The organism is Novosphingobium tardum (genome assembly GCF_042652045.1).
Lineage (GTDB): Bacteria > Pseudomonadota > Alphaproteobacteria > Sphingomonadales > Sphingomonadaceae > Novosphingobium > Novosphingobium tardum.
On the sequence record NZ_JBHSDR010000006.1, the window covers coordinates 200653 to 224294 of the forward strand.

Below are 23642 nucleotides of genomic sequence, written 5' to 3' on the forward strand. Positions count from 1 at the left end.
GTCACCTGGCCCGAACCCGCGCGTTTGCGCCAGTCTGAAGGGATAAAGCGACACATTGCCTGTCGCGGGAAATTAAAATCCTGTTGCGCGCGGCTGTTCGGAAATTTCGCTGCCGCACGTTCGTCGAGAGTCGGGCCGGTCGTCATTCCGGGACCGTGTCAGATCCCGGTGAAGTAGGACAGCGCCACCCGTTCACGGTCAGGCGACCAGGCCGAGCGGTGCCTCCACCAGCGCCTTGAAGGCGGCCATCAGCGCCGCGCCGTCGGCGCCGTCGATGGCCCGGTGGTCGAAGCTGCCGGTCGCGCTCATCACCGTGGCGATGGCCAGCGCTCCGTCCACCACATATGGGCGCGGCTCGCCGGCGCCGACCGCCAGGATCATCGCCTGGGGCGGATTGATCACCGCGTCGAACTGCTTGATCCCGAACATGCCGAGATTGGAGAGGCTCGCGGTCCCGCCCTGGTATTCGTGCGGCTGCAGCTTGCCCTCGCGCGCCTTGTCGGCGAGCGCCTTCATCTCGGTGCTGATCGCCGAGACTGACTTGTTGCCGGCATCGACGATGATGGGGGTGATGAGACCCGAAGGCGCGGCGACCGCGACCGAAATGTCGGCGCGGCTGTAGGTGCGCAGTTCTTCACCGGCGAAGCTGACATTGCACTTGGGCACCTGGACCAGCGCCTTGGCCAGCGCTTTGATCAGCAGGTCGTTGACCGAGAGCTTCACGCCCTGCGGTTCGAGCGCCTTGTTGAGTTCGCCGCGCAGCTTGAGCAGCGCATCGAGCCGCACGTCGAGCGTGAGGTAGATGTGCGGTATGGTCTGCTTCGCCTCGGTCAGGCGGCGGGCGATGACCTTGCGGATGTTGTTGAGCTTGGTCGCCTCGTACGGAATGCCGAAATCCGACACCGCCGCGGCGGGCGCCGGAGCCTTGGCGGCCGCAGGCGCGGAAGCCGCGGCAGGCGCAGGCTCGGCAGCGGGAGCGGGAGCGGCCGCCGCGGTGGGAGCGCCCTCGCCGCCTTCGACATCGGCCTTCACGATCCGGCCGCCAGGACCGGTGCCCTTGATCCTCGACAGATCGATGCCCTTTTCGGCCGCGATCCGGCGCGCGATCGGCGAAGCAAGAATGCGGTCGTCGTCAGCGGGAGCGCTTGCGGCGGCTGCCGGTGCGGGGGCGGGCGCTGCCTGCGCGGCGGGTGCCGGGGCCGGTGCGGGTGCCGGAGATGGGGTCGGTGCGGGAGCAGCTGCCGCCGGTGCGGGTTCGTCCTTTGCCTTGGCCTGAGCTGGGGCCTGAGCTGGAGCCGGGGCCGAGGCTGCGGCGGGGGCGGCCTTCGTATCCTCACCTTCTTCGGCCAGGGTGGCGATGACGGTGCCGACCTTCACCCCTTCCGAGCCTTCGGGCACCTCGATCGCGGTGATGACGCCTTCGTCCACCGCTTCGAACTCCATCGTCGCCTTGTCGGTCTCGATCTCGGCCATGATGTCGCCCGAGGAAACCTTGTCGCCGACCTTGACCAGCCACTTTGCCAGCGTGCCTTCTTCCATCGTTGGCGACAGGGCTGGCATCTTGATCGCGATCGGCATTGGGCGTGGTCCCCTGTATGGTTCGGCTGGGCGCGCGGAACGGCCATTTCGCCCCCTGCGCCCAAGGGGTCAAGGGGCAAGCGGCTTGCGCCCGCCCCGATCTGACCGCACAAGCCCTGATAGAGGGGACCTGCGATGCCGCAACGCATCTATTTGGTGATAATGGACGAGACCGACGAGGCGCGCCTCGCCTTGCGATTCGCCTCGCGGCGCGCCGCGCGTACCGGCGGACAGGTGCATATCGTGGCACTGGTGCCACGGCAGGATTTCGTCGCCTTCGGCGGTGTCCAGGCCACTATCGAGGAAGAAGCGCGCAACCGCGCCGAGGTTCTCGTGACGTCAGCCGCCGGACATCTGGCCAGCGAAAGCGGGCAAATGCCGGTCATCTCCGTTCAGCAGGGCGACGGGGTGCAGATCATCAAGGATTACCTCGCCGACCATCCCGAGGTTTCGGCGCTGGTGCTCGGCGCGGCGGCGCAGGGCGGGCCGGGCCCGCTCGTCGCGCACTTTGCCGCCGGGCATCCCGGCCAGCTACCGTGTCCGCTGATGATCGTGCCCGGATCGATGACCGACGAGGAGATCGACCGGATGAGCTGAGCGCCTAGCGCCGCCGCCCCTGGTGACGGATATTGGCGGGGCGGCCGCGCTTGCCCATCACTGGGCCGGGACGCGCGCCGCGCCGCTCCACCCGGCCGCTGCCCGGCACAAGGTCGACGGGCTCGAACTTCAGCGCGCCCGTCAGCGGATTGGCTTCGGCAAGGCGCAGCTTCATCCGGTGGCCGACCGAATAGGCCTCGCCGGTTTGCGCGCCGACGAGAGTGCGGGCCTTCTCGTCGTAATCGAAGCGTTCGGCGCCCAGCGTGGACACCGGGACCAGGCCGTCACCGCCCAGGCCGACGATGGTCGCAAAGAGGCCGAATTTCTGCACGCCGGTGACGCGCGTCTCGAACACCTCGCCGACCCGTCCGGCAAGCCATGCGGCGACGTAGCGGTCGATGGTGTCGCGCTCGGCTTCCATCGCCCGGCGCTCGGTCGTGCTGATGACTTCGCTGATCCGGGTCAGGTCGTCGCGGTCGACGTCGGACAGCCCGGAAGTCGCGGGGATCGAGCGGTCCTGCGGGCGCGGCTGCTCCAGCGCGAAACCGTCGACCAGCGCGCGGTGGACGAGGAGGTCGGCATAGCGCCGGATGGGCGAGGTGAAATGCGCGTAGCTGCCCAGCGCCAGGCCGAAGTGCCCGGCATTGCGCGGGCCGTAATAAGCCTGGGTCTGGCTGCGCAGCACGGCTTCCATGATCAGCGCCTTCTCGCTTTCGTCGGCGATGTCCTTGAGCATGCGGTTGAACAGCGATGGCGTGATGACCTGACCCAGCGCCAGCTTGCGGTCGAACGTGGCGAGATAATCCTTGAGCGCGACGAGCTTTTCGCGGCCCGGCGTCTCGTGGATCCGGTACACCACCGGCGCGACCTTGCTTTCGAGCGCCTTGGCCGCCGCGACATTGGCCGAGATCATGAAATCCTCGACCACGCGGTGCGCATCGAGCCGCTCGCGCAGCGCGATTTCGGCGATCTTGCCCTGCTCGTCGAGAACCACCCGGCGCTCGGGCAGCTCGAGCTCGAGCGGATCGCGCGCGGCGCGGGCCTTGGCCAGCAGCGCCCAGCAGGCCCACAGGTGACGCAACGGCTCGCCCGCGGTGCCGCCGTCGATGCGGGCCTGCGCGTCCTCGTAGGCGATCACTTCGGCGATCCGCACCAGTGCGCGGGTGAAGCGCCATCCGGTGACGCGGCCGTGGGCATCGATCGTCAGGTGGCAGGCCATCGCAGCTCGGTCGGCCCCGGCCTTGAGCGAGCACACCTCGGCCGAAAGCACCTCGGGCAGCATGGGAACGACCCGGTCGGGGAAATAGACCGAGTTGCCGCGCTTGCGCGCCTCGCGGTCGATCATGCTGCCGGGACGGACGTAGAAGCTGACGTCGGCGATGGCGACGACCGCGCGGAAGCCGCCGGGATTGTCGGCACTGCCGTCAGGCTCGGCCCAGATCGCATCGTCGTGGTCGCGGGCGTCGGCCGGGTCGATCGCGACGATCGGCAGGGCGCGGAGATCCTCGCGCTGCTCCTCGCTCAGCGGCAGGCGCGCGGCGGCTTCGGCGGCGGCCAGCGTCTCGGGAGCGAAGGCGAAGGGAATGCCGTGCTTGTGGATCGCGATCAGGCTGAACGCGCGCGGGGCGAGCGGATCGCCGAGGATTTCGGTCACCTTGACCCCGGCGCGCGGCGAGCGGCCCGAGGGTTCGGCGAGCACCAGTTGCCCGGCTTCGGCCCCGCCCAGATCGCTGACCGGCGAGGAATTGCGAATCCGCTTGTCGACCGGGGCGAGCCACGGCTTGCCCGCACCGTCGAACTCGATGACGCCGAGCGTCTGGTCGGCAGAGGCGGGGAGGCGCTTCATCGGGTGGGCGAGCCAGCCCTTGCCCGCTTCCTCGGTCCGCGCCAGCACGCGGTCGCCCTTGCGCAGCGCGGGCTGGGCCTGGCGGCCCTTCCCCCGCTCGATCACCCGCAGGCGCGGGGGCGGCGTGGCGTCATCAGGCTGCCAGGCGTCGGGGATCGCAATGGCCTCGCCGTCCTCGATGTCCACGACCCGCAGGACGGTGACCTTGGGTACGCCGCCGAGGCGGTGGAAGGCGCGCTTGTCGCCGTCGATCAGCCCTTCGTCGGCCATGTCCTTGAGCAATGCCTTGAGCGCGATCTTCTCGTGACCGTGCAACCCGAAGGCGCGCGCGATCTCGCGCTTGCCGGCAACGCCGGGCGCGGTCTTGATGAACTCGAGGATCTGGGCCCGCGAGGGGAGACCGGCGGGTGCGGCTTTGCGTGAGGGCATGGCCTTCCTATGGGCCGCGCCCCCGGCGCGATCAAGGGACCGATTTGGTCGCGGCGAGCGGCGCGAAAGCGCCTCCGGGCACCGCCGATGCGACCGGGCTCTCGCTGCCGTCGGCGGCGCGCGCGCTGACGCCGAACACCCAGTCGTCGCCCCGCACCCCGGCCAGGCGGACGCTGGTCGCGGCGGCATCGGCGATTAGCGGCTCGGACCAGTTGGCCTCGTCTGTCCGCCGGCGCCAAACGGTGTAGCCGACCGCGCCGGGCACCGCGTCCCACTTGACGTCGGTGAAGGTCTGCACCGCAGCCTGCGCGGTCGTGGCGGGCGGCATCGGCGCGCGGGCGAGCGCCGCCAGCGTCCGGACATTGAGCTTCACCACCTTGGCGAGGTACGGAAAGTCCATCTCGTCGATCGTGTCGCCGAACTTCACCCCGTTTTCGGTCCGCACGTCCTGGTGCTGGTGCTCGTAATCCTCGATCGCCACCGAGAAGCGGATCGCGGGAAAGCCCTTGTCGAGGAACGGCAGGTGATCGCCGCCCCGGCCCATGCGATCCGCGCGCCAGACCTGGCGAACCGCCAGGTCGCCGTCCTTGTCGCCGGCCAGACCCGCAACGAAGCGCGAGAGATTGCGCGACGGGCTGTCGTTCTCACCCCCGTCGCGGCGCGCGGCTGCGCGCAGCTTGTCGTCGGCGTCGGCGCGCGGCCCTTCCGAGAACACGCGGACATGCGTGTCGTCGACCACCCCGTCCGAGCCGTGTGTTCCGCCGACGATGTCGTTGTTGAGCACGGCCTTGACCGTCCAGCCCTGCTGCGCGGCATAATCGGCCAGAAGCTGGCCGCCGAACAGGCCCTGCTCTTCCCCGGACAGGACCGCGTAAACGATGGTGCCGGCAAATTTGCGCCCGGCGAGGACGCGCGCCGCCTCGAGCACGAGCGTGGTGCCCGATCCGTCGTCATTCGCGCCCGGGGCATCGACTTTCGCATCCATGACGTCGCTGCCGCGGCTGTCGATGTGGCCCTGGACGATCACGACCTCGTTCGGCCGCTCGGTCCCGCGCTGGATCGCCACGACGTCAACCAAGCGGACGGGCGTGGGGATGCGCGGTCCCGTGACCATCTTTTCGGGCAGCACGATCTGGAGGCAATTGCCGCATGCCTTCGAGGTCTTGCGGAATTCCGCCTCCGCCCAGCGGCGTGCCGCCCCGATCCCGCGCTTCTTGCTTTGCTGGTCGGACAGCGTGTGGCGCGTACCGAAAGCGACGAGTCGCTCCACATCCTTGTGCAGCCGTTCTTGCGAAACGGCGGCTTCGGGCGCGGGCGAAGGCGCGCCCTGGGCAAGAGCGGGAAGCGGCGCGGCGAGCAACGCGGCGAATATCAGGGGCTTGCGAGTCATGCTTGCGACACTTGCCCGCCGCGAACGCGCTGGCAAGTGCCGCGGCAAACTCCGCTGTCGTCAGTACGACCGGGCGACGTAGATCCGCTCGACCGCCGGCTCGCCGGTGAACGGGCAAGTGCCGCTGACAGGCGCGCCGTCCATCGGCGTGTTGCGGATGGTCAGCTTGTGCGCCTTGAGCTTGGCGTCGACCGCATCGAGCGCCGCGCCGGTAGGGCGCGACCAGACCATCTCGGCCCAGCCCGTGAAGTCCGAGCCTTCGCCGTAGAGCGCTTCGAGCGCGGCGACGTCGGCGACGTCGCGGCGGATGTTGGCGTCACGGCGTTCGCGCGCCTCGGCGTAAAGGCCCGACTGGATGTCCTCCAGCGTCGCGCCGGCATCGGCGATGAAGTCGGCGCGCGGTCGCACGGCGAAATCGGGCTTGGCGTCACTGCGCCACAGGCGGTCGCGGCGCAGCACGCTGACCTGCCCGCTTTCGGCATCGCGCCCGCCGATCTCGAGGATGATCGGCACACCCTTCTTCACCCAGGCCCAGCGCTTGGCAGTGGCCTTGCCGGCCTTCTTGTCGAGCAGCACGCGAACCGGCTCGCCCAGCGCGGACAGGCCGGCGAGCTCCTTGCGGATGCCCTCGCAATATTCGAGGAGCGCGGCATCGCCGTCATTCTCGCGCAGCATCGGCAAAAGCACGATCTGGTGCGGCGCCACCTGCGGCGGAACGCGCAGCCCGTCGTCGTCGCCGTGAGTCATGATCAGCCCGCCGATCATCCGGGTCGAAACGCCCCAGCTCGTCGTGTGGCATAGCGTCTGCTGGCCCTCGCGGTCCTGGTAGCGGATGTCGGCGGCTTGGGCGAAGGTGGTCCCGAGATAGTGCGACGTGCCGGCCTGGAGGGCCTTGCCGTCCTGCATCATCGCCTCGATCGAATAGGTCGCGTCGGCGCCGGGGAAGCGCTCGTTCTCGGGCTTTTCGCCGGCGATCACCGGCATCGCCAGCGGTCCCTCGGCGAACGCGCGATAGACTTCGAGCATCTTGAGCGTCTCTTCCATCGCCTCGGCCTTGTCGGCGTGGGCGGTGTGGCCCTCCTGCCAGAGGAACTCGCTGGTGCGCAGGAACATCCGCGTGCGCATTTCCCAGCGCACCACGTTGGCCCACTGGTTGGTGAGCAGCGGCAAGTCGCGCCACGACTGGATCCACCGGCTCATCGCCGCGCCGATCACGGTTTCCGAAGTCGGTCGCACGACCAGCGGCTCTTCGAGCTTCGCGTCGGGGTCGGGAACGAGGCCTCCCTTGCCGTCGGCGATCAGGCGGTGGTGCGTGACCACGGCCATTTCCTTGGCGAAGCCTTCGACGTGCTCGGCCTCCTTGGCGAAGAAGCTCAGCGGAATGAACAGCGGGAAATAGCAGTTGTCGTGGCCGGTGGCCTTGATCTCGGCGTCCAGCAACGCCTGGATGCGCTCCCAGATGCCGTAGCCCCACGGCTTGATCACCATGCAGCCGCGCACGCCCGATTCCTCGGCCATGTCGCCTTCGGCGATCACGGCCTGGTACCACTGGGCAAAGTCTTCGGAACGCTTGACGGAAAGCGCGTGACGGATGGCTGGGCTCTGATTCATGGCGCGGGCGTTAGCGCGCCGTCCGGCCTAGCGCCAGAGGCGCGAGGCCTGACCGAAAGCGCCTACTTGCTGAGCGCGTCGAGCTTGCGCTGCATTTCGGCCATCTGCGCGCGGAGCTGGGCCAGTTCCTCTTGATCCTTGTCGCCTTCGGCGGCCGGGGCGGGTTCGGCCGGGGTGCCGGCGCCCTTCATCCCGGGGACGAACGCGGTGGCCGCGGCCTTGAACATTTCCATGTTGCGCTGGGCAAGCTGGGCCAGCGGATTGGTGCCCATGCTGTCCTCGATCGCCTTGCGCAGCTTGGCCTGGTTCTCGCGGAAATGCTCCATCGACGCTTCGAGGTAGCCGGGGACCAGGGCCTGCATGGAATTGCCGTACATGCCGATGAGCTGGCGCAGGAAGCTGGTGGGCAGCATCTGCTCTCCCCCCGCCTCTTCGTCCATGATGATCTGGGTGAGGATCGAATGGGTGATGTCGGCGCCGGTCTTGGCGTCGAGGACCTGGAATTCGACCCCGTCGCGGGTCATCTGCGCGAGATGTTCGAGCGTTATGTAGCTCGACGAACGGGTGTTGTAGAGTCGGCGGTTCGCGTACTTCTTGATGACGACGGTTTCACCCTCGGCATCCTTCTTCGCCTGGCTCATGCTGCACCCCTTGTTCGCAATGCGTGCGTTGCAGTCACCTTAGCAGGCGCAGCATGTGCAGCGCAACATCGCTATCCACCGCGCTGAAAACGCTGGCCCAGAAGCGTGAACAATTCGTATTGCGACAGCCCACTCGCCGCGCTGGCCGCGAGCGGCTCGTACGCCGCCTCGAGCCAATCGCCCTCGGCGCATCCCGGAGCATGGGTCAGGTCGACGACGGTCATGTCCATCGACACCCGGCCCAGAGCGGGAACGTCCCTGCCCTGCCAGGAAAACCGACCCTTGCCCGACCAGCAGCGCAAGTAGCCATCGGCATAGCCGAGCGCGATCACGCCGACGCGCATCGGCGCGGGTGCGGTAAATGTGGCGTTGTAGCCCACGCTGTCGCCCGCCGCGATCTCGCGGACCTGGATCACCGCGGCCTGCGGGTAGGCGACCTGGGATATATGCCCGGCAAGCTCGTCGCGCGGGATGCCGCCGTAGAGCGCGAGGCCGGGCCGCGTGAGATCGGCGTGATAGGCGTTCCCCAGCGCGATGCCCGCGCTGTTGGCCAGGCTGTAGCGCCGCGCCGGGACCGCCGCGCGCACTTCGGCAAAGCGGGCGAGCTGGACCGCGTTCTGCGCCGAATTCTCGTCGGCGCTGGCCAGGTGGCTGAGGCACGTCTCGACCTCGAGCCCGGCGATGGCCGGATCGCCGAGGCGATGGGATTCGACGCCGAGGCGGTTGATCCCGGTATCGACCATCAGGTGGCAGGGGCCGCCGCCGGTAGCCGACCAGCGCGCGGCCTGGGGGACGCTGTTGATGACCGGCAGCACGCCGCTGGCACGGCAGAACGCAGCCTCCGCATCGTTCATCGGCCCGTGAAGCACCGCCACGCGGTCTGCCGGGACGAGCCCGGCCAGAGCAGGCACCTCGCCCCAATGCGCGACGAAGAAATCGCGGCAGCCCGCTTCGGCAAGGACCGGCACTGCAACGGCGACGCCAAGGCCATAGGCGTCGGCCTTTACCGCGGCGCCGGCAGCAGCGCTCCCTGACAGCCGGTCGAGCGCGCGCCAGTTGTCGGCGAGAGCCTGCGTGTCGAGGCGCAGGCGCAGCGGAGATGACGGAAGCGGCGCAGGCGAAGGGGCAATCTCAGGCGGCAACGGCATCGCCCGTTGCCACATCATCGCGGAATTCCTCCGGCGCGCCGCCGCGCAGGCCCCACCATGCGACGACGAGCGAGACCGCAACGACGCCCCAGGTGTACCACAGGCCCGAATAGGGATTGCCCGTGCGGGCCACGACGTAGCTTGCGATCAACGGCAGGAACCCGCCGAAATAGCCGGTGCCGATATGGTAGGGGATCGACATCGAGCTGTAGCGGATGCGCGGGGGGAACATCTCGGCCAGCAGCGCCGCCACCGGCCCATATGTCGCGGCTGACAGCGCCATGAGCACCAGCAGCGCTAGGATGATCACCGCGATGTTCGCAGCGGGCGGCGTCTGCTTGGCAAGGTCGTAGTGGCCAGCCTGCTTAAGCCATTCGCCAAGCTGCTTCCCGCGCGCGGCCTTGTCGGCCCAGGCATAGCTTTCCATCGGGAGCGCGGTGCCCGCGCCCACCGTTACGCCCAGGGTCGGCGCGGCGCGGAGGTCATAGGGGACGCCCAGCGCGGCAAGATCGCCCAGCAGCTTGCCGCAGTCGCTTTTCTGTTCCTGCGCGAAGGGGTTGTAGTGGCAATCGGGCCCGGAAACCGCGACCGGATAGTCCTTGGCCGCCGCGGCCAGCGCGGGATTGGCGGCATTGCCCATCAGCCAGAAGGTGGGGAACAGCATCAGGAGGGTCAGCGCATATCCCCACAGGATCGGCTTCCGGCGTCCGACCCGGTCGGAAAAGCGGCCGGCGATCAGGTAGAATATCATCCCGATCGCCGCGCTGAAGCCCACGACCAGTTCGGCCGCGGTATCGGACATCCGCATCGCGCCCTTGAGGAAACTGAGGCCCGAGAACATCGCGGTGTACCAGATCACCGTGAGGCCAGCGGCGATCCCGAACAGCGCCACGAACAGGCGCTTGCGATTGCCGGGATAAGTGAAGCTCTCGACGAAGGGGTTGGCGGCAAGCGACCCTTCATCCTTCATCGCCTGGAAAACCGGGCTTTCCGAAAGCTTGAGGCGCATCCACAGCGAGATCGCCAGGAGACCGAGCGAGAGGATGAACGGAATGCGCCAGCCCCAGGCGTTCCAGACGTCCTCGCTCATCGAAGCCTTGCACAAAAGGACCACGATAAGCGAAAACACGAATCCGCCGACCACGCTGGCCTGGATGAAGCTGGTGTAGAAGCCGCGCTTCTCGAACGGAACATGCTCGGCCACATAGATCGCCGCGCCGCCGTACTCGCCGCCCAGCGCCAGCCCCTGGATCACGCGCAGCAGGATGATGATGACCGGCGCCGCGATGCCGATGCTGGCGGCGGACGGGGTCAGCCCCACCCCCGCCGTGGCGATGCCCATCAGGGTGACCGTCACCAGGAAGGTGTATTTGCGCCCGAGCCGATCGCCGAGAAATCCGAACAGCACCGCGCCCAGCGGCCGGAACCCGAAGCCCACGGCAAAGCCTGCCCACACCAGCAGCAGCTGGAGCGTTTCGTTGCCGGCGGGGAAGAACGCCTTGCCGATGATCGCGGCGAGCGTTCCGTAGATGAAGAAATCGTACCATTCGAAGATCGTGCCGGCCGACGACGCGGCGATGATCAAGCGGATGTCCGACGCGCTCGGCTGCGGCTGACTGGCGGCCATTTACCCTCCCCGAAAGGCCGCCACACCCGGCCCGATGCGCGCTCTCTAGCCGGGCACGGCCACCGATGCCAGCGCATCCAGCGCCGCATTCCACGGCAGCAGAATCGCGCCGTGACGGGCCGGGTAGGCGCGGGCGCGCTCGATCAGGGAGAGGCCGGGCCAGTCGGGCAGCGGCGCTTCGGCATCGGCCAGCCAGCGGACCATGGCATCGCGCGCCGCCGCGATGGTCGCACCGGTGTGGCCCGCCGCGCCGCGCACGAACAGAACCGCCGCGGCCTGCCCGATCGCGCAGCTGCGCGCCCTTGCCCCGATGCGTTGGATCGTGCCCGCATCGTCGAGGGTGATGCTGAGATCGAGCGTGCTGCCGCAGGCGCGCGCACTGGCATGACCCTGGAACGGCGCGCCGGGATCGAGGGGATATGCGGCCAGGTCGACTGCCGCCGCGAGGACTTGCGGGGTATAGAGCGCCGCGGCGCTCACTTCACTTCCGGCTTTTCCCGGGCCGCCGCCGCCGCCTCTGCGCGGCGCTCGCCGATCATGGTCACCAGCGCCTCGCTGCTGGCGTTGATGAAGGGATAGCTGCGCGAGAGTACGATCCACGAAGGACGGCCACCCACGCCCCAGACCGTATCGTAGCCCAGCACGAGGACCGAGAAACCCAGGACGACGATGATGAGGCCCTTCACCGCACCGAAGCCGAACCCCAGCAGCCGGTCGATCGGGCCGAGCACGGAATTGCGCGATGCGGTGCCCGCCCAGCGGGCCAGCAGCTTCATCACCCCGTAGGGAATGAGCAGAAGGAGCGCGAAGGCCAGCACGGTGGCGCCAGTCTCCGTCGGGAAGAACTTGGCCAGTTCCACGGACAGCGGGGTGTGGAGATAGTGGATCGCGAACAGCGCGAGAATCCACGCGGCGAGCGAAAGCACTTCCTGCACGAAGCCGTACATGAAGCCTGATACGGCGCCGACGCCGATGATCAGGAGAACCACAATGTCGAAACCCGTCATGCGTGGCTAAGCTATTGCGCGCCCATGATCCGGTCAACGAGATTTGGCAGCAGCCGAACCGTTTCGTGACGCAGGCCGGCAATCGGTTCGCCGGTCGGCTCGGGTCCGTAGGCGACGCGAAAGCCAAGCTTGGCGGCTTCCTTGCCGCGCAAGGCGGCATGCGAGACAGGCCGCACCTCTCCCGCCAGCGAAAGCTCGCCGAACCAGACCGATTCGGCGTGAAGCGGCCGGTCCGCGAGCGCCGAAACGAGCGCGGCGGCAACGGCCAGGTCGGCGGCGGGATCGGTCAGGCGGTAGCCCCCGGCGACGTTGAGATAGACCTCGGCGGAGGAAAAGTTCAGCCCGCAGCGCGCCTCGAGCACCGCCAGCACCATTGCCAGGCGGCCGCTGTCCCATCCCACGACGGCCCGGCGCGGGGTGGCCCCGCTCGCCAGCCTGACGGTAAGCGCCTGGATTTCGACCAGTACGGGCCGCGTCCCTTCCAGCACGGGGAATACCGCGCTGCCCGGTACCGCGGTCTCGCGGCCGGTGAGAAACAGTGCCGAGGGATTGCCGACTTCCTCCAGCCCCGCCCCGGCCATGGCGAACACCCCAATCTCGTCGACCGCGCCGTAACGGTTCTTCAGCGCGCGCAGGATGCGGAACTGGTGGCTGCGCTCGCCCTCGAAGCTCATCACCACGTCGACCATGTGTTCGAGCACCCGCGGACCCGCAATGCTGCCGTCCTTCGTGACGTGGCCGACGAGCACGAGGACCACGCCGTTCTGCTTGGCATAGCGGATGAGTTCGAAGGCGCAGCCGCGAACCTGGCTGACGGTGCCGGGCGCACCTTCGATCTGGTCGGAGTGCATGGTCTGGATCGAATCGATCACCAGCAGCGAAGGCGGGCGCATCTGGCCCAGCGTGGTCAGGATGTCGCGCACCGAGCTGGCCGAGGCGAGCCGGATCGGCGCCTTGCCCAGCCCCAGGCGATCCGCGCGAAGGCGGACCTGGTCGGCCGCTTCCTCGCCGCTGATGTAAACCGCGTCGCCGCCCGCCAGCGCAATCCGGGCCGCGGCCTGGAGCAGGAGGGTCGACTTGCCGATCCCGGGATCGCCGCCCATCAGGATTGCGGAGCCCGGCACCAGCCCGCCGCCGAGAGCCCGGTCGAACTCCCCAAGCCCAGTGGGCTGGCGCCGGGGCAGCGCCAGCGGCGCATCGAGAGCGACGAACTGGAACGCGCGCCCGCCCGAGGACAGGTCATGCTTTTCCGAGAACACGGTCGCGGCGGCTTCCTCAACCAGGGTATTCCATTCGGCGCAGTCGGCGCACTGGCCCTGCCAGCGGTGCGAAACCCCGCCACATGCCTGGCAGACGTATTTGCGCTTGGCCTTGCTCATGGGCCAGCGGATAGCTGGAACATAGTGCGAACGCAATGCCGCGCACCGCAATGGTTGAGGGTTTGGCCGCAACGTGACATTCTCGCACGATGCGGCAGAAAGAACTGCGTATTGCGCTGATCTGCTACGGGGGCATCAGCCTTGCGGTCTACATGCACGGGGTCACCAAGGAAGTCTGGCGCGCCACGCGGGCGAGCCGGGGCTTTCTGGAGGGGACCGCACCGCCGCCGGGGGTGGAAGGCATCTACCGCGCGTTGCTCGCGGCGATAGAGCGCGACCGCGCGCTTCGCGTGCGCGTGCTGACCGACATCGTCGCGGGAGCGAGCGCCGGTGGGATCAACGGCGTGTTCCTTTCCCAGGCCATCGCCAGCGGGCAGAGCCTCGAGCCGCTGACCAGCCTGTGGCTGGAAAAAGCGGATGTCGATGTCCTGCTCGATCCCGACGCGCGGCCCTTTTCGCGCTTCAGCAAGTTCTGGGCGCAGCCGCTGGTGTGGTTCATGCTCAAGCGTCCGGGTAACGTGGTGTCGAGCACCGTCGCGCCAGAAACGCGGGCCGAGGTCCGGCTGAAACTCTCGCGGCTGATCCGGGCGCGCTGGTTCGCCCCGCCGTTCAGCGGAATCGGCTTTACCCGCCTGATCGCCGACGCGCTGGAGACCATGGACGAAGGCGGCGGCGACGGCCCGCTGCTGCCGCCTGGCCATCCGCTAGACCTGTTCGTCACCGCGACCGATTTCAACGGCCACGCCGAGGTCCTGCGGCTCAACAGCCCGCCGGTGGTCGAGGAAAGCGAGCACCGCCTGTCGATCGGCTTCCGCGCTGTTTCGCGCCGCTCGGCGAGCAATGTCGACGATCTCGCCCCGCCGCCCGAACTGATCATGGCCGCCCGCGCCACCGCCAGCTTTCCCGGAGCCTTCCCTCCGCTGACAGTGGCCGAGATCGACCGCCTGGCCGACGAGCGCGGCATCGCCTGGCCCGGCCGGTCGGCGTTCCTGGCGCGGATCATGCCGCACCACACCGGGCGCGGCGACGTGGACCAGGTTTCGCTCGTCGACGGGTCGGTTCTCGTCAACGCGCCGTTCTCGCAGGCCATCGCGGTCCTGCGCGACCGCCCTGCGCAACGCGAGGTGGACCGCAGGATCGTGTACATCGATCCCCGGCCCGACCGGAACAAGGTGGAAGCAGGCGCGCGCGCCAACCGCCATGTCGGCTTCTTCGCCGCGATCGCCGGATCGCTGTCGAGCATCCCGCGCGAGCAGCCGATCCGCGACAACCTCGAGGCGATCGCCGAGCAATCGCGCGAGATGGCCAAGATGCGCGGCATCGTCGAAGCGCTGCGCCCCGAGGTGGATGAGGCGGTCGAGCACCTGTTCGGGCGCACGCTGTCGCTCTACCGGCCCACCGCGCGCCGGCTCACCGCGTGGCGGGCCAAGGCGCAGCAGGCGGCGGCGGAGCGTGCGGGGTTTGCATTCCACGCATATGCCCAGACCAAGGCCGCCGGAATCGTCGAGCAGCTATCGGCGACGATCGCCGCAGCGATGGGCGGTTCGACCGCCGCGACGCGCGGCGCGCTGGCGGCGCGAATTTGGCAGCATCTCCACGAAACCGGGCTCGACCGCATGGCCTCGCTGCGCGGTGGGGCAACCGCGCCGGCCATTACGTTCTTCCGGGCGCACGACCTGCCTTTCCGCATCAGGCGCCTGCGATTGCTGGCGCGGCGGCTGGCGGTGGGCTGGGCCGATCTCGAGGATGTTGCCGGGACCGCGCGCGAGGCGGCGCGCGAGGCGGTGTTCGCCGCGCTGGCGCGTTATATCGCGCTCGAACCGCTAGCCTCGCTGGGCGAGGACTTCGCCAGCCTTGCCGACGGGGCGCTCGACGATCCGGGCCCCGCGCTCGATCACATCGCGCGCACCCGCGACCTTGCCGCGCTCGACCTCGAGGTGGACAGGATCCTTGCGGATGCGATGGCGACAATGCCGCGCGCGCTGCGCCGCCGGGTGATGCTGACCTACCTCGGCTTCCCGTTCTACGACGTGGCGACCTTGCCGCTGCTGCGCGGCGAAGGGCTGAACGAATACGACCCGGTGAAGGTCGACCGCATCTCGCCCGAGGACTGCGGCTCAATCCGCAAGGGCGGCACCGCCGCGACCTTGCGCGGGGTCGAGTTCTTCAGCTTCGGCGCGTTCTTCAGCCGCGCCTACCGTGAGAACGACTACCTGTGGGGGCGGCTTCACGGCGCCGAGCGGGTCATCGACCTCATCGCCTCGACCGTCGAGGAGCCGCTCGACGCGGGAGTCCTGGCTGACTTCAAGCGGCGGGCGTTCCTCGCGATCCTCGATGAGGAGGAAGGCCAACTTCAGGCCGATCCCACGCTGGTCGGCACGCTCCGTGGCGAGGTGGAGATCTCGATGGCTCCTCTCGCCCGGCCCGCACCTGCGCCAACTGCGGTCAGTTCAGGACCAGACCGCCTTGATGCGGTCGAAGAACCCGCGTGACTGCGGACATTCCTCTCCCGTCTCGGTCTGCTGTAACTCCCTGAGCAATTCCTGCTGCCGCGCGCTGAGCTTGCTCGGCGTCTCGACCTGGATTTCCACCACCAGATCGCCGTGGCCGCGCCCCTGGAGGACCGGCATCCCGGCCCCGCGCTTGCGCAGCTGCTTGCCCGACTGGATTCCCGAAGGGATCGCGATCACGTGGCGTTCGCCGTCAAGCCCCGGAATCTCGATTTCCCCGCCAAGCGCGGCGGTGGTGAAGCTGATCGGGCAGCGGGTGATCAGGGTCGTGCCGTCACGCTCGAACAGCGCGTGGCGCTTCACGTGGAGAAAGATGTAGAGGTCGCCCGGGGGCGAACCGAAGGGGCCGGCCTCACCCTTGCCGGCAAGGCGGATGCGGGTGCCGTTGTCGACGCCCGGGGGGATTTCGACGCTCAGCGTCTGGGCCTGGTCGACGCGGCCCTCTCCTCCGCAGGCACGGCAGGGGCTTTCGATCACCTCGCCGCGGCCGTGACAGGTCGGACAGGCGCGTTCGACCATGAAGAAGCCCTGCTGTGCCCGGACCTTGCCGTGGCCGCCGCACAGGTTGCAGCGCCGGGCCGAAGTGCCGGGCTCCGCTCCCGAGCCGTTGCACGGCTCGCAAGCCGTCGAGACCTCGATCTCGATCTCGGTCTTCTTGCCGTGAAAGGCGTCGTCGAGGCCGATCTCCATGTCGTAGCGCAAGTCCGCGCCTCGGCGGGCCTGCTGCTGGCGTCCGCCGAATGCGCCGCCGAAGATCGTCTCGAAGATGTCGCCGAGATCGCCGAAGTCGGCGCCGCCGCCGTTTCCGCCGCCCATTCCGCCGTTCTCGAACGCGGCATGACCGAAGCGGTCGTAAGCCGCGCGCTTCTGCGGATCGCTGAGGCAGGCGTAGGCCGCGCTCACCGACTTGAACCGCGCCTCGGAATCGGCGCAGCCGGGATTCTTGTCGGGATGGCACTGCATCGCGATGCGGCGATAGGCCGACTTGATCGTGCGATCGTCGGCGTTTCGCTCGACCTCGAGCAGTTCGTAGTAATCGGTCTGGACTGACATGGTGATGACCCCTGAACGGTCACGCCGGCCCCATTACGGGACCGGCGCTCGCGTTCATTCCCTATTGCATCACTTGTTGTCGTCGACTTCCGAGAACTCGGCATCGACGACATCGTCGTCGGCACCGCCCTCGGACGCCGCGGCCCCGCCTTCCGAGCCGGGCGAGGCGCCTGCGGCCTGCTCCTTCTCGTAAATGGCCTGGCCCATTTTCATCGCGACTTCGGTAAGCGCCTGGGTCTTGGCGGTCATCGCCTCGGCGTCGCCGCTTTCGATCGCGGTCTTGGCCTCGGCGATCGCCGCCTCGATCTGGCTCTTGAGCTCGGCGTCGATCTTGTCGCCGTTCTCTTCAAGCTGGCGCTCGGTCGCGTGGACGAGGCTGTCGGCGTTGTTCTTCGCCTCGGCATCGGCGCGCCGCTTCTTGTCCTCCTCGGCGAACTTCTCGGCGTCGCGGACCATCTGGTCGATGTCCGCGTCGCTGAGCCCGCCCGACGCCTGGATGCGGATCTGCTGCTCCTTGCCGGTGCCCTTGTCCTTCGCGCTGACGTTCACGATGCCGTTGGCGTCAATATCGAAGGTGACCTCGATCTGCGGCACGCCGCGCCGCGCCGGCGGAATGCCGACGAGGTCGAACTGGCCGAGCAGCTTGTTGTCCGCCGCCATCTCGCGTTCGCCCTGGAACACGCGGATGGTCACCGCCTGCTGGTTGTCGTCCGCGGTCGAGTAGGTCTGGCTCTTCTTGGTCGGGATCGTGGTGTTGCGATCGATCATCCGGGTGAACACGCCGCCCAGCGTCTCGATGCCCAGCGACAGCGGCGTCACGTCGAGGAGCAGCACGTCCTTGACGTCGCCCTGCAGCACGCCGGCCTGGATCGCTGCGCCCATCGCCACGACTTCATCGGGATTGACGCCGGTGTGCGGTTCCTTGCCGAAGAAGTCCTTCACCGCCTCGCGCACCTTGGGCATGCGGGTCATGCCGCCGACGAGCACGACATCGTCGATGTCCGAGGCCTTGAGCCCGGCATCGGCCAGCGCCTTCTTGCACGGGTCCATCGTCCGCTTGATCAGGTCGGTGACCATGCGCTCGAGGTCCGAACGGGTGATCGTCTCGACGAGGTGCAGCGGGGTGGTCGCCCCGCCTTCCATGCGCGCGGTGATGAAGGGCAGGTTGATCTCGGTGGTCTGCGCGCTCGACAGCTCGATCTTCGCCTTTTCGGCGGCTTCCTTCAGCCGCTGGAGGGCCAGCTTGTCGGTGCGGAGATCCATGTTCTCCTTCTTCTTGAACTGGTCGGCCAGATATTCGACCAGCTTGGAGTCGAAATCCTCGCCGCCCAGGAAGGTGTCGCCGTTGGTCGACTTCACCTCGAACACGCCGTCGCCGATCTCGAGGATCGAGACGTCGAAGGTGCCGCCGCCGAGGTCATAGACCGCGATGGTCTTGCCGTCGTTCTTCTCGAGGCCATAGGCCAGCGCCGCCGCGGTCGGCTCGTTGATGATGCGCAGCACTTCGAGGCCCGCGATCTGGCCGGCGTCCTTGGTCGCCTGGCGCTGGGCGTCGTTGAAGTACGCGGGAACAGTGATGACCGCCTGGGTCACGGTCTCGCCGAGATAGCTCTCGGCGGTTTCCTTCATCTTCTGGAGGATGAACGCGCTGATCTGCGACGGCGAGTATTCCTCGCCCGCCTTGACCCACGCGTCGCCGTTCTTGCCCTTGACGATGGTGTAGGGAACCAGCTCGGTGTCCTTCTTGGTCACCGGATCGTCGAACCGGCGGCCGATGAGGCGCTTCACGGCAAAGATCGTGCTGTCGGGGTTGGTGACCGCCTGGCGCTTCGCCGGCTGGCCGATAAGACGCTCGCCGTCCTTAGTGAAGGCGACGATCGAGGGCGTGGTACGCGCGCCTTCGGAATTCTCGATGACCTTGGGCTTGCCCCCGTCCATCACAGCGACGCAGCTGTTGGTGGTGCCAAGGTCGATACCGATAACTTTTGCCATGGTTTACCCCATTTCCTTTTCGCAATTGGACACCGCGCGCTGGGCGCTCCCCCGCAGGGCAAGCGCGCTTCGGCGGCTCTTGGTGGGCGCGATATAGGGCGGGTTTCGCGCGGGACAAGTGCCGGGACAAGTGCTTGGCACAAGGCCGTTGCCGCACTAGGCAAGCGCGCGCGGCCCATACCTGCGGCACGCTGGAGCCTGTCATGTTCAGAAGCGCTTTCCCGATTGCAGCAGCCACCGTTTTGCTTGCCCTTGGCGGATGCGAGGGCAAGGCGCCCTCTCCCGCCCCGAGCGAGACCGCCGATGCCACGCCCGAGAACGCTCCGGGCATCTCCGTGGGCCAGGCGACCGTGCAGCTTCCCGTCATCGCGGGCCGTCCCGGCGCCGCCTATTTCGAGGTTAGCCAGGGTTCGGGTCCGCCGCGGCGGATCGTCAGCGTCGACGTCGCGGGCGCGGGCCGCGCCGAACTTCACCAGACGATGGATTCGATGCCCGGCAGCATGTCCTCGATGAAGCCGGTGAGCGGCGTTCTGGTCGAGCCAGGCAAGACGGTCCGCTTCGCGCCGGGCGGGATGCACGTCATGGTCTATGACCTGGCGCCCACGCTGAAAGCGGGCGACAAGACCGAATTGACCCTGACCTTCGACAACGGCGACAAGGCAAGCGTGCCGGCGACGGTTACGACGGTCGGCAACGCGGGGAGCGCGCACTGAACGACCCGCTGTCCGCCACGGTTGCCTCCGCCCCCGCCTGCGCGGTGGGCGGGGCGCGCCCGCTTACTTCCGGCGAGATTGCGCTGGCGCAGTCGGTGTTCGGATCGGCGATCGACTATTCCCGAGTCTCGATCCGGCGCCGCAAGTTCTTCCCGTTCCAGCCCCGGCAGACCGCAATGGCGCCGCGCGGGCATCTGCATTTCCATCCCCGCGGTGACCTTTATACCGACGACTTCGCTGGCGCTCCGCTTTCCCGGCAGGCCCTGTTCATTCACGAGCTGACTCACGTCTGGCAGGCACAGCAGCATGGAAGCTGGTGGCTGGTCGCGATGCGCCACCCGCTCTGCCGCTACGATTATGCGATCCGGCCCGGCTGGCCGCTGGCACGCTACGGGATCGAGCAGCAGGCCGAGATCGTGAAGCACACTTTCCTGGCCGAGCGCGGCCATCCGGTCGCGGGGTCGCTTCCGGCCGAGGCGATGCGCGCGATCCTGCCGTTCAGAATGGGGTGAAGTTCGCCTTGGAGGACGTTCAGGCGGTGGCTTGCGCTCTGGTCCGGTCGGCAGCTTCGAATTGACTTATCTGGTCGGCGTGAGCCTTCCGGAAAGCCGGGCGATCCGTCAGCCGCGCGACGAACGCCTCGCTTGCCGGGCGCTGTCCGAACGAGCGCACCTTCGGAATTCGCAGGACATCCGCCATCAAGAGGTCGGCAACGGTAAAGCGGTCAGCGGCAAGCCACTCGCGCCCGGCCAAGACCGTTTCAAGCTGGTAGAGGCGCTTGGCCACCCAGCCTGACAGGGCGCTGCTTTCGTCGCCGGACAGGGCCAGGAACCACCAAGGCAGGGTAACCATCTCGATCGAATTGAGCGCGGCGAGCGTCCACTGCAAGGTCTGCGCCTTGCCCGTCGCATCGGACGGCATCAGAGCCTCGCTCTTGCCCGCAATGTGGAGCAGGCCCGCGCCGCTTTCGAACATCTCCACCGAACCGTCCGACAGGTACGGGACCTGCCCGAACGGTTGCCGATCGAGATGATTGGTCTCGCGGCCGTCGAACGGGACCGTGGCGATGGCGTAGTCCAGGCCGGCTTCCTCGCACGCCCACCGCAGCCGCAGGTCGCGCACGAAGCCTCGCGGCCCCTCGGGAACCCAATCGTAAGTCCAGATGGTCAATCCGGTCATGCCGTCGATCCTCTCGTGCCCCCGACAGGGTGCATCAAGGCGGGGCCGATCACAACGCCGCGAGGTCGATGGCGGCGTTCTTGTCGAGCGCCGCATTGGCTTCGGGCATCGGGTATTTCAGCCCCGTGGCGCAGTTGAACAGGACCGCGCGGTCGCTGGCGCTCACCAGTCCGGCAGCCAGCGCATCGCGGTAGGCGGCCAGCGTCGCGCCGCCTTCGGGACATAGCAGCAGGCCGTCGCGCCGCGCGCAGACGTTTACTGCCGAAAGAATCGCGGCGTCGTCCACCGCCAGCGCGCGCCCGCCGCTTTCACGCACGGCGCGCAGGATCAGGAAGTCTCCTACCGCCTTGGGCACGCGGATGCCCGCGGCGACGGTGTGCGCGTCCTCCCAGCGCTCGGCATGCTCGACGCCGTCCTCGAATGCCTTGACGATCGGCGCGCAGCCGCTGGCCTGAACCGCGAACATTTTGGGCCGCTCGGGCCCGATCCAGCCAAGCTGCTCAAGCTCGTCGAACGCCTTCCACATGCCGATGAGGCCAGTGCCGCCGCCCGTGGGATAGAAGATTGCGTCGGGCAGGCGCCAGTCGAACTGCGCCGCCAGCTCCAGGCCCATCGTCTTCTTGCCCTCGATCCGGTAGGGCTCCTTGAGCGTGGAGAAATCGAACCACAGCCCTTCGGCGGCACCGCGCGCGACCAAGGCGCCGCATTCGTCGATCAGCCCGTTGACGCGATAGACCCGGGCGCCCTGCGCAGCGATCTCGCGGACATTGATCTCGGGCGTGTCGTCGGGGCAGAACACGACCGTCTCGATCCCGCAGCGGCTGGCATAGGCGGCCAGAGCCGCGCCGGCGTTGCCGTTCGTCGGCATCGCGATTCGCCTGACGCCCAGCTCGCGCGCCATCGTCACCGCCATGACTAGGCCACGCGCCTTGAACGAACCGGTCGGCAGCCGCCCCTCGTCCTTCACCAGCACTTCGGCTCCGCCCGAGGCGGGGATCGGGACGAGCGGAGTCTCGATCTCGCCAAGGCTGACAATGTTCGACGTTTGGCGCACGGGCAGCAGTTCGCGCCACCGCCACAGATCGGTCTCGCGCCTTGTCAGCGCGTCGCGATCCAGCGCCTTGCCTGCCGCCTCGAGGTCGTAGCGGACGAGCAAGGGCCGCCCTGCCCGCGACAGCCCGTGGAGAGTGTCGGCCGCGTAGTGCTCGCCGGTCAGCGAGCACTCGAGGTGGGTGACGAAAGTCTGCCGTTCGGCTGAAAGGTTGCCGTTCACTCGCCCTTCTTGGCCACCGCGACCATCGCCGGGCGCAGCAGGCGGTCCTTGATCATGTAGCCGGCCTGAAGCTCCTGCAGCACGGTGCCGGGTTCCGCATCGGCGCTGGGGACCTCGAGCATGGCCTGGTGCTGGTGCGGGTCGAGCGGAAGCCCCACCGCGGCGATGCGGCTGATGCCATGCGCGGCGAAAGTCTTGTCGATCTCGCGTCCCGTGGCTTCGATCCCGGCGACAAGGCCCTTGAGCCGCTCGTCGTCGCGCAGGTCCGCGGGGATCGCGCTCAATGCACGGGCGAGGTTGTCGGCGACCGAAAGGATGTCGCGGGCAAAGCCGGTCGCGGCATAGGCGCGGGCATCGGCGATGTCCTTCTCCATCCGGCGGCGCACGTTCTGCGTTTCCGCGCGGGCGTAGAGGACGTCCTGCTTGGCGGTCGCGAGTTCTTCCTGAAGGCCCGCGAGCGAGTTCATTCCGTCGGCCGCATCGTCCTCGCGGTCGATCAGTTCTTCCGGCACGCCCTTGAGTTCCGCGGCCTTGGCTTCGGCCTGGGCGCGAGCCTCGTCGGCGGTGGTATCGTTATCCGTCATGTGCGCGAGAATCCGTCTTTTCCGATGAGTTTGCTCAGCGATTGAGCGGTGAAGTCCACCATGGGGACCACCCGCGCATAATTCAACCGCGTCGGCCCGACCACCCCTACCACGCCGACGATCCGCCCTTCCCCATCGCGCCACGGCGAGGCGATCACCGAAGAGCCGGAAAGCGAGAAGAGCCGGTTCTCGCTGCCGATGAAGATGCGCGTGGCCTCCGCCTCGCGCGCGGCGTCGAGAACGCCCGCGATGGACTCGGCATTTTCCAGCTCGTCGAGAAGCTGGCGGACGCGCTCGATGTCGCGTGCGGCGGTGTCGTCGAGCAGGTTCGCCTGCCCCCGCACGATCAGCACCGGGCGGCGCGCGGCGTCCTCGCTCCACACCGCCAGCCCGCGCTCGACCAGGTTGCGGCTCGCATCGTCGAGCGCGCTGCGGCCGCTGGAAATCTCGGCCCGGATCGCCCCCGTCGCCTCGGCGAGAGTGCGCCCCGCCAGGCGGCGCGAGAGGTAGTTGCCCGCCTGCTCCAACGCGGTGGATGCGAATCCTTCGGGCAATTCGATGACGCGGTTCTCGATCTGCCCGTCCTCGGCGACCAGGACGGCCAGCGCGCGGGTCCGGGTCAGCGCGACGAACGAGAGCTGGGCAAGGCGCGGCTCGCGGCGCGGGACCATGACAAGGCCCGCGCATGCCGAGAGATCGGAAAGCGCCGCGCTTGTCGCCGCCAGGGCAGCCTCGATCGTCCCTCCGCCTGCGGGGCCAGCAGCCAGCCCCCGCGCAATCGCGGCCCGTTCGGCCCGGCTCGGCTCGGCCACCTGCATCATGCCGTCGACAAACAGGCGCAGGCCCACGTCGGTCGGCATCCGGCCCGCGCTGGTATGCGGCGCGGCCAGAAGCCCGGCATCCTGCAGTTCCTGCAGGACCGAGCGGATCGAGGCCGGCGAGAGGTTGAGGCCGGTATTGCCCCCGGCCAGGGTCTTCGAGCCCACCGGTTGCCCGTTGGCGAGGTAATTCTCGACCACCAGGCGGAAGATGTCCCGGGCGCGGTCGTTCAGTTCGGTGACGGGGGCTTGCGACATCGCGCGCAA

Annotated in this window: 20 protein-coding genes; 4 read left to right on the forward strand and 16 right to left on the reverse strand. The window is 68.2% G+C overall.

Annotated features, from left to right (window positions below):
- Window positions 1-198 precede the first annotated feature (198 nt).
- Entirely contained in the window at window positions 199-1578 is a 1380-nt protein-coding gene (locus ACFO0A_RS08955) for a pyruvate dehydrogenase complex dihydrolipoamide acetyltransferase (RefSeq protein ID WP_379538666.1), read from the reverse strand.
- A 135-nt stretch (window positions 1579-1713) separates the two neighbouring features.
- Between ACFO0A_RS08955 and ACFO0A_RS08960 the strand changes: the two genes are divergently transcribed.
- Entirely contained in the window at window positions 1714-2175 is a 462-nt protein-coding gene (locus ACFO0A_RS08960; protein ID WP_379538667.1) for a universal stress protein, read from the forward strand.
- A gap of 4 nt (window positions 2176-2179) precedes the next feature.
- Here the strand turns inward: ACFO0A_RS08960 and ACFO0A_RS08965 are convergent, their stop codons facing one another.
- From ACFO0A_RS08965 to radA, 9 genes are all read right to left on the reverse strand, one after another.
- A complete protein-coding gene (locus tag ACFO0A_RS08965) occupies window positions 2180-4450 on the reverse strand; it encodes a ribonuclease R family protein (protein ID WP_379538668.1) in 2271 nt (756 codons plus the stop codon).
- A gap of 31 nt (window positions 4451-4481) precedes the next feature.
- The gene (locus ACFO0A_RS08970) at window positions 4482-5840 is read right to left on the reverse strand and encodes a M28 family peptidase (protein ID WP_379538669.1); all 1359 of its coding nucleotides are present in this window, start codon (window positions 5838-5840) and stop codon (window positions 4482-4484) included.
- A 60-nt stretch (window positions 5841-5900) separates the two neighbouring features.
- A complete protein-coding gene (locus tag ACFO0A_RS08975; RefSeq protein ID WP_379538670.1) occupies window positions 5901-7451 on the reverse strand; it encodes an aminoacyl--tRNA ligase-related protein in 1551 nt (516 codons plus the stop codon).
- Between the two features lie 62 nt (window positions 7452-7513).
- On the reverse strand, window positions 7514-8092 hold the full coding sequence (gene phaR, locus ACFO0A_RS08980; protein ID WP_379538671.1) for a polyhydroxyalkanoate synthesis repressor PhaR: 579 nt from the start codon (window positions 8090-8092) through the stop codon (window positions 7514-7516).
- A 71-nt stretch (window positions 8093-8163) separates the two neighbouring features.
- Window positions 8164-9258 (reverse strand): alanine racemase, encoded by a 1095-nt coding sequence (alr, locus tag ACFO0A_RS08985; protein WP_379538672.1) that lies wholly within the window; start codon window positions 9256-9258, stop codon window positions 8164-8166.
- On the reverse strand, window positions 9224-10867 hold the full coding sequence (locus ACFO0A_RS08990; RefSeq protein ID WP_379538673.1) for an MFS transporter: 1644 nt from the start codon (window positions 10865-10867) through the stop codon (window positions 9224-9226). The genes alr and ACFO0A_RS08990 overlap by 35 nt, the downstream gene beginning before the upstream one ends.
- Before the next feature lie 45 nt (window positions 10868-10912).
- Window positions 10913-11347, reverse strand: a complete 435-nt coding sequence (locus tag ACFO0A_RS08995; RefSeq protein WP_379538674.1) for an iron-sulfur cluster assembly scaffold protein — start codon at window positions 11345-11347, stop codon at window positions 10913-10915.
- Window positions 11344-11874, reverse strand: a complete 531-nt coding sequence (locus ACFO0A_RS09000) for a CvpA family protein (RefSeq protein ID WP_379538675.1) — start codon at window positions 11872-11874, stop codon at window positions 11344-11346. Before ACFO0A_RS09000 ends, ACFO0A_RS08995 begins: the two co-directional genes overlap by 4 nt.
- 11 nt (window positions 11875-11885) lie before the next feature.
- Window positions 11886-13253: a DNA repair protein RadA gene (gene radA / locus ACFO0A_RS09005; protein ID WP_379538676.1), complete on the reverse strand. Its 1368-nt coding sequence runs from the start codon at window positions 13251-13253 to the stop codon at window positions 11886-11888.
- 89 nt (window positions 13254-13342) lie between these two features.
- On the opposite strand from radA, the gene ACFO0A_RS09010 reads away from it, so the two are divergent.
- On the forward strand, window positions 13343-15745 hold the full coding sequence (locus ACFO0A_RS09010) for a patatin-like protein (RefSeq protein WP_379538677.1): 2403 nt from the start codon (window positions 13343-13345) through the stop codon (window positions 15743-15745).
- Here ACFO0A_RS09010 and dnaJ read toward each other — a convergent pair.
- A complete protein-coding gene (dnaJ, locus tag ACFO0A_RS09015; protein ID WP_379538678.1) occupies window positions 15704-16816 on the reverse strand; it encodes a molecular chaperone DnaJ in 1113 nt (370 codons plus the stop codon). The genes ACFO0A_RS09010 and dnaJ overlap by 42 nt on opposite strands.
- Window positions 16817-16885: 69 nt before the next feature.
- Entirely contained in the window at window positions 16886-18808 is a 1923-nt protein-coding gene (gene dnaK / locus ACFO0A_RS09020; protein WP_379538679.1) for a molecular chaperone DnaK, read from the reverse strand.
- Window positions 18809-19011: 203 nt separating this feature from the next.
- Between dnaK and ACFO0A_RS09025 the strand changes: the two genes are divergently transcribed.
- Together ACFO0A_RS09025 and ACFO0A_RS09030 are read left to right on the forward strand one after the other, a co-directional pair.
- Window positions 19012-19521 (forward strand): copper chaperone PCu(A)C, encoded by a 510-nt coding sequence (locus ACFO0A_RS09025; protein ID WP_379538680.1) that lies wholly within the window; start codon window positions 19012-19014, stop codon window positions 19519-19521.
- 44 nt (window positions 19522-19565) lie between these two features.
- Complete coding sequence (locus ACFO0A_RS09030; protein ID WP_379538681.1) at window positions 19566-20033, forward strand: vgr related protein; 468 nt, start codon at window positions 19566-19568, stop codon at window positions 20031-20033.
- Window positions 20034-20052: 19 nt separating this feature from the next.
- Here the strand turns inward: ACFO0A_RS09030 and ACFO0A_RS09035 are convergent, their stop codons facing one another.
- The 4 genes from ACFO0A_RS09035 to hrcA are packed head-to-tail and all read right to left on the reverse strand — an operon-like array spanning window position 20053 to window position 23633.
- On the reverse strand, window positions 20053-20700 hold the full coding sequence (locus ACFO0A_RS09035; RefSeq protein WP_379538682.1) for a glutathione S-transferase family protein: 648 nt from the start codon (window positions 20698-20700) through the stop codon (window positions 20053-20055).
- A 49-nt stretch (window positions 20701-20749) separates the two neighbouring features.
- Entirely contained in the window at window positions 20750-21973 is a 1224-nt protein-coding gene (locus ACFO0A_RS09040) for a threonine synthase (RefSeq protein ID WP_379538683.1), read from the reverse strand.
- Complete coding sequence (gene grpE, locus ACFO0A_RS09045; RefSeq protein ID WP_379538684.1) at window positions 21970-22557, reverse strand: nucleotide exchange factor GrpE; 588 nt, start codon at window positions 22555-22557, stop codon at window positions 21970-21972. Before grpE ends, ACFO0A_RS09040 begins: the two co-directional genes overlap by 4 nt.
- Window positions 22554-23633, reverse strand: a complete 1080-nt coding sequence (gene hrcA / locus ACFO0A_RS09050) for a heat-inducible transcriptional repressor HrcA (RefSeq protein ID WP_379538685.1) — start codon at window positions 23631-23633, stop codon at window positions 22554-22556. The genes grpE and hrcA overlap by 4 nt, the downstream gene beginning before the upstream one ends.
- Between the last annotated feature and the right edge of the window lie 9 nt (window positions 23634-23642).

Excerpts from the sequence above, each read along its gene's own strand:
- ACFO0A_RS08955 (WP_379538666.1), bottom strand. The coding sequence starts at position 1,578 with ATGCCGATCGCGATCAAGATGCCAGCCCTGTCGCCAACGATGGAAGAA.
- ACFO0A_RS08960 (WP_379538667.1), top strand. The coding sequence starts at position 1,714 with ATGCCGCAACGCATCTATTTGGTGATAATGGACGAGACCGACGAGGCG.
- ACFO0A_RS08965 (WP_379538668.1), bottom strand. The coding sequence starts at position 4,450 with ATGCCCTCACGCAAAGCCGCACCCGCCGGTCTCCCCTCGCGGGCCCAG.
- ACFO0A_RS08970 (WP_379538669.1), bottom strand. The coding sequence starts at position 5,840 with ATGACTCGCAAGCCCCTGATATTCGCCGCGTTGCTCGCCGCGCCGCTT.
- ACFO0A_RS08975 (WP_379538670.1), bottom strand. The coding sequence starts at position 7,451 with ATGAATCAGAGCCCAGCCATCCGTCACGCGCTTTCCGTCAAGCGTTCC.
- phaR (WP_379538671.1), bottom strand. The coding sequence starts at position 8,092 with ATGAGCCAGGCGAAGAAGGATGCCGAGGGTGAAACCGTCGTCATCAAG.
- alr (WP_379538672.1), bottom strand. The coding sequence starts at position 9,258 with ATGATGTGGCAACGGGCGATGCCGTTGCCGCCTGAGATTGCCCCTTCG.
- ACFO0A_RS08990 (WP_379538673.1), bottom strand. The coding sequence starts at position 10,867 with ATGGCCGCCAGTCAGCCGCAGCCGAGCGCGTCGGACATCCGCTTGATC.
- ACFO0A_RS09000 (WP_379538675.1), bottom strand. The coding sequence starts at position 11,874 with ATGACGGGTTTCGACATTGTGGTTCTCCTGATCATCGGCGTCGGCGCC.
- radA (WP_379538676.1), bottom strand. The coding sequence starts at position 13,253 with ATGAGCAAGGCCAAGCGCAAATACGTCTGCCAGGCATGTGGCGGGGTT.
- ACFO0A_RS09010 (WP_379538677.1), top strand. The coding sequence starts at position 13,343 with ATGCGGCAGAAAGAACTGCGTATTGCGCTGATCTGCTACGGGGGCATC.
- dnaJ (WP_379538678.1), bottom strand. The coding sequence starts at position 16,816 with ATGTCAGTCCAGACCGATTACTACGAACTGCTCGAGGTCGAGCGAAAC.
- dnaK (WP_379538679.1), bottom strand. The coding sequence starts at position 18,808 with ATGGCAAAAGTTATCGGTATCGACCTTGGCACCACCAACAGCTGCGTC.
- ACFO0A_RS09025 (WP_379538680.1), top strand. The coding sequence starts at position 19,012 with ATGTTCAGAAGCGCTTTCCCGATTGCAGCAGCCACCGTTTTGCTTGCC.
- ACFO0A_RS09035 (WP_379538682.1), bottom strand. The coding sequence starts at position 20,700 with ATGACCGGATTGACCATCTGGACTTACGATTGGGTTCCCGAGGGGCCG.
- grpE (WP_379538684.1), bottom strand. The coding sequence starts at position 22,557 with ATGACGGATAACGATACCACCGCCGACGAGGCTCGCGCCCAGGCCGAA.
- hrcA (WP_379538685.1), bottom strand. The coding sequence starts at position 23,633 with ATGTCGCAAGCCCCCGTCACCGAACTGAACGACCGCGCCCGGGACATC.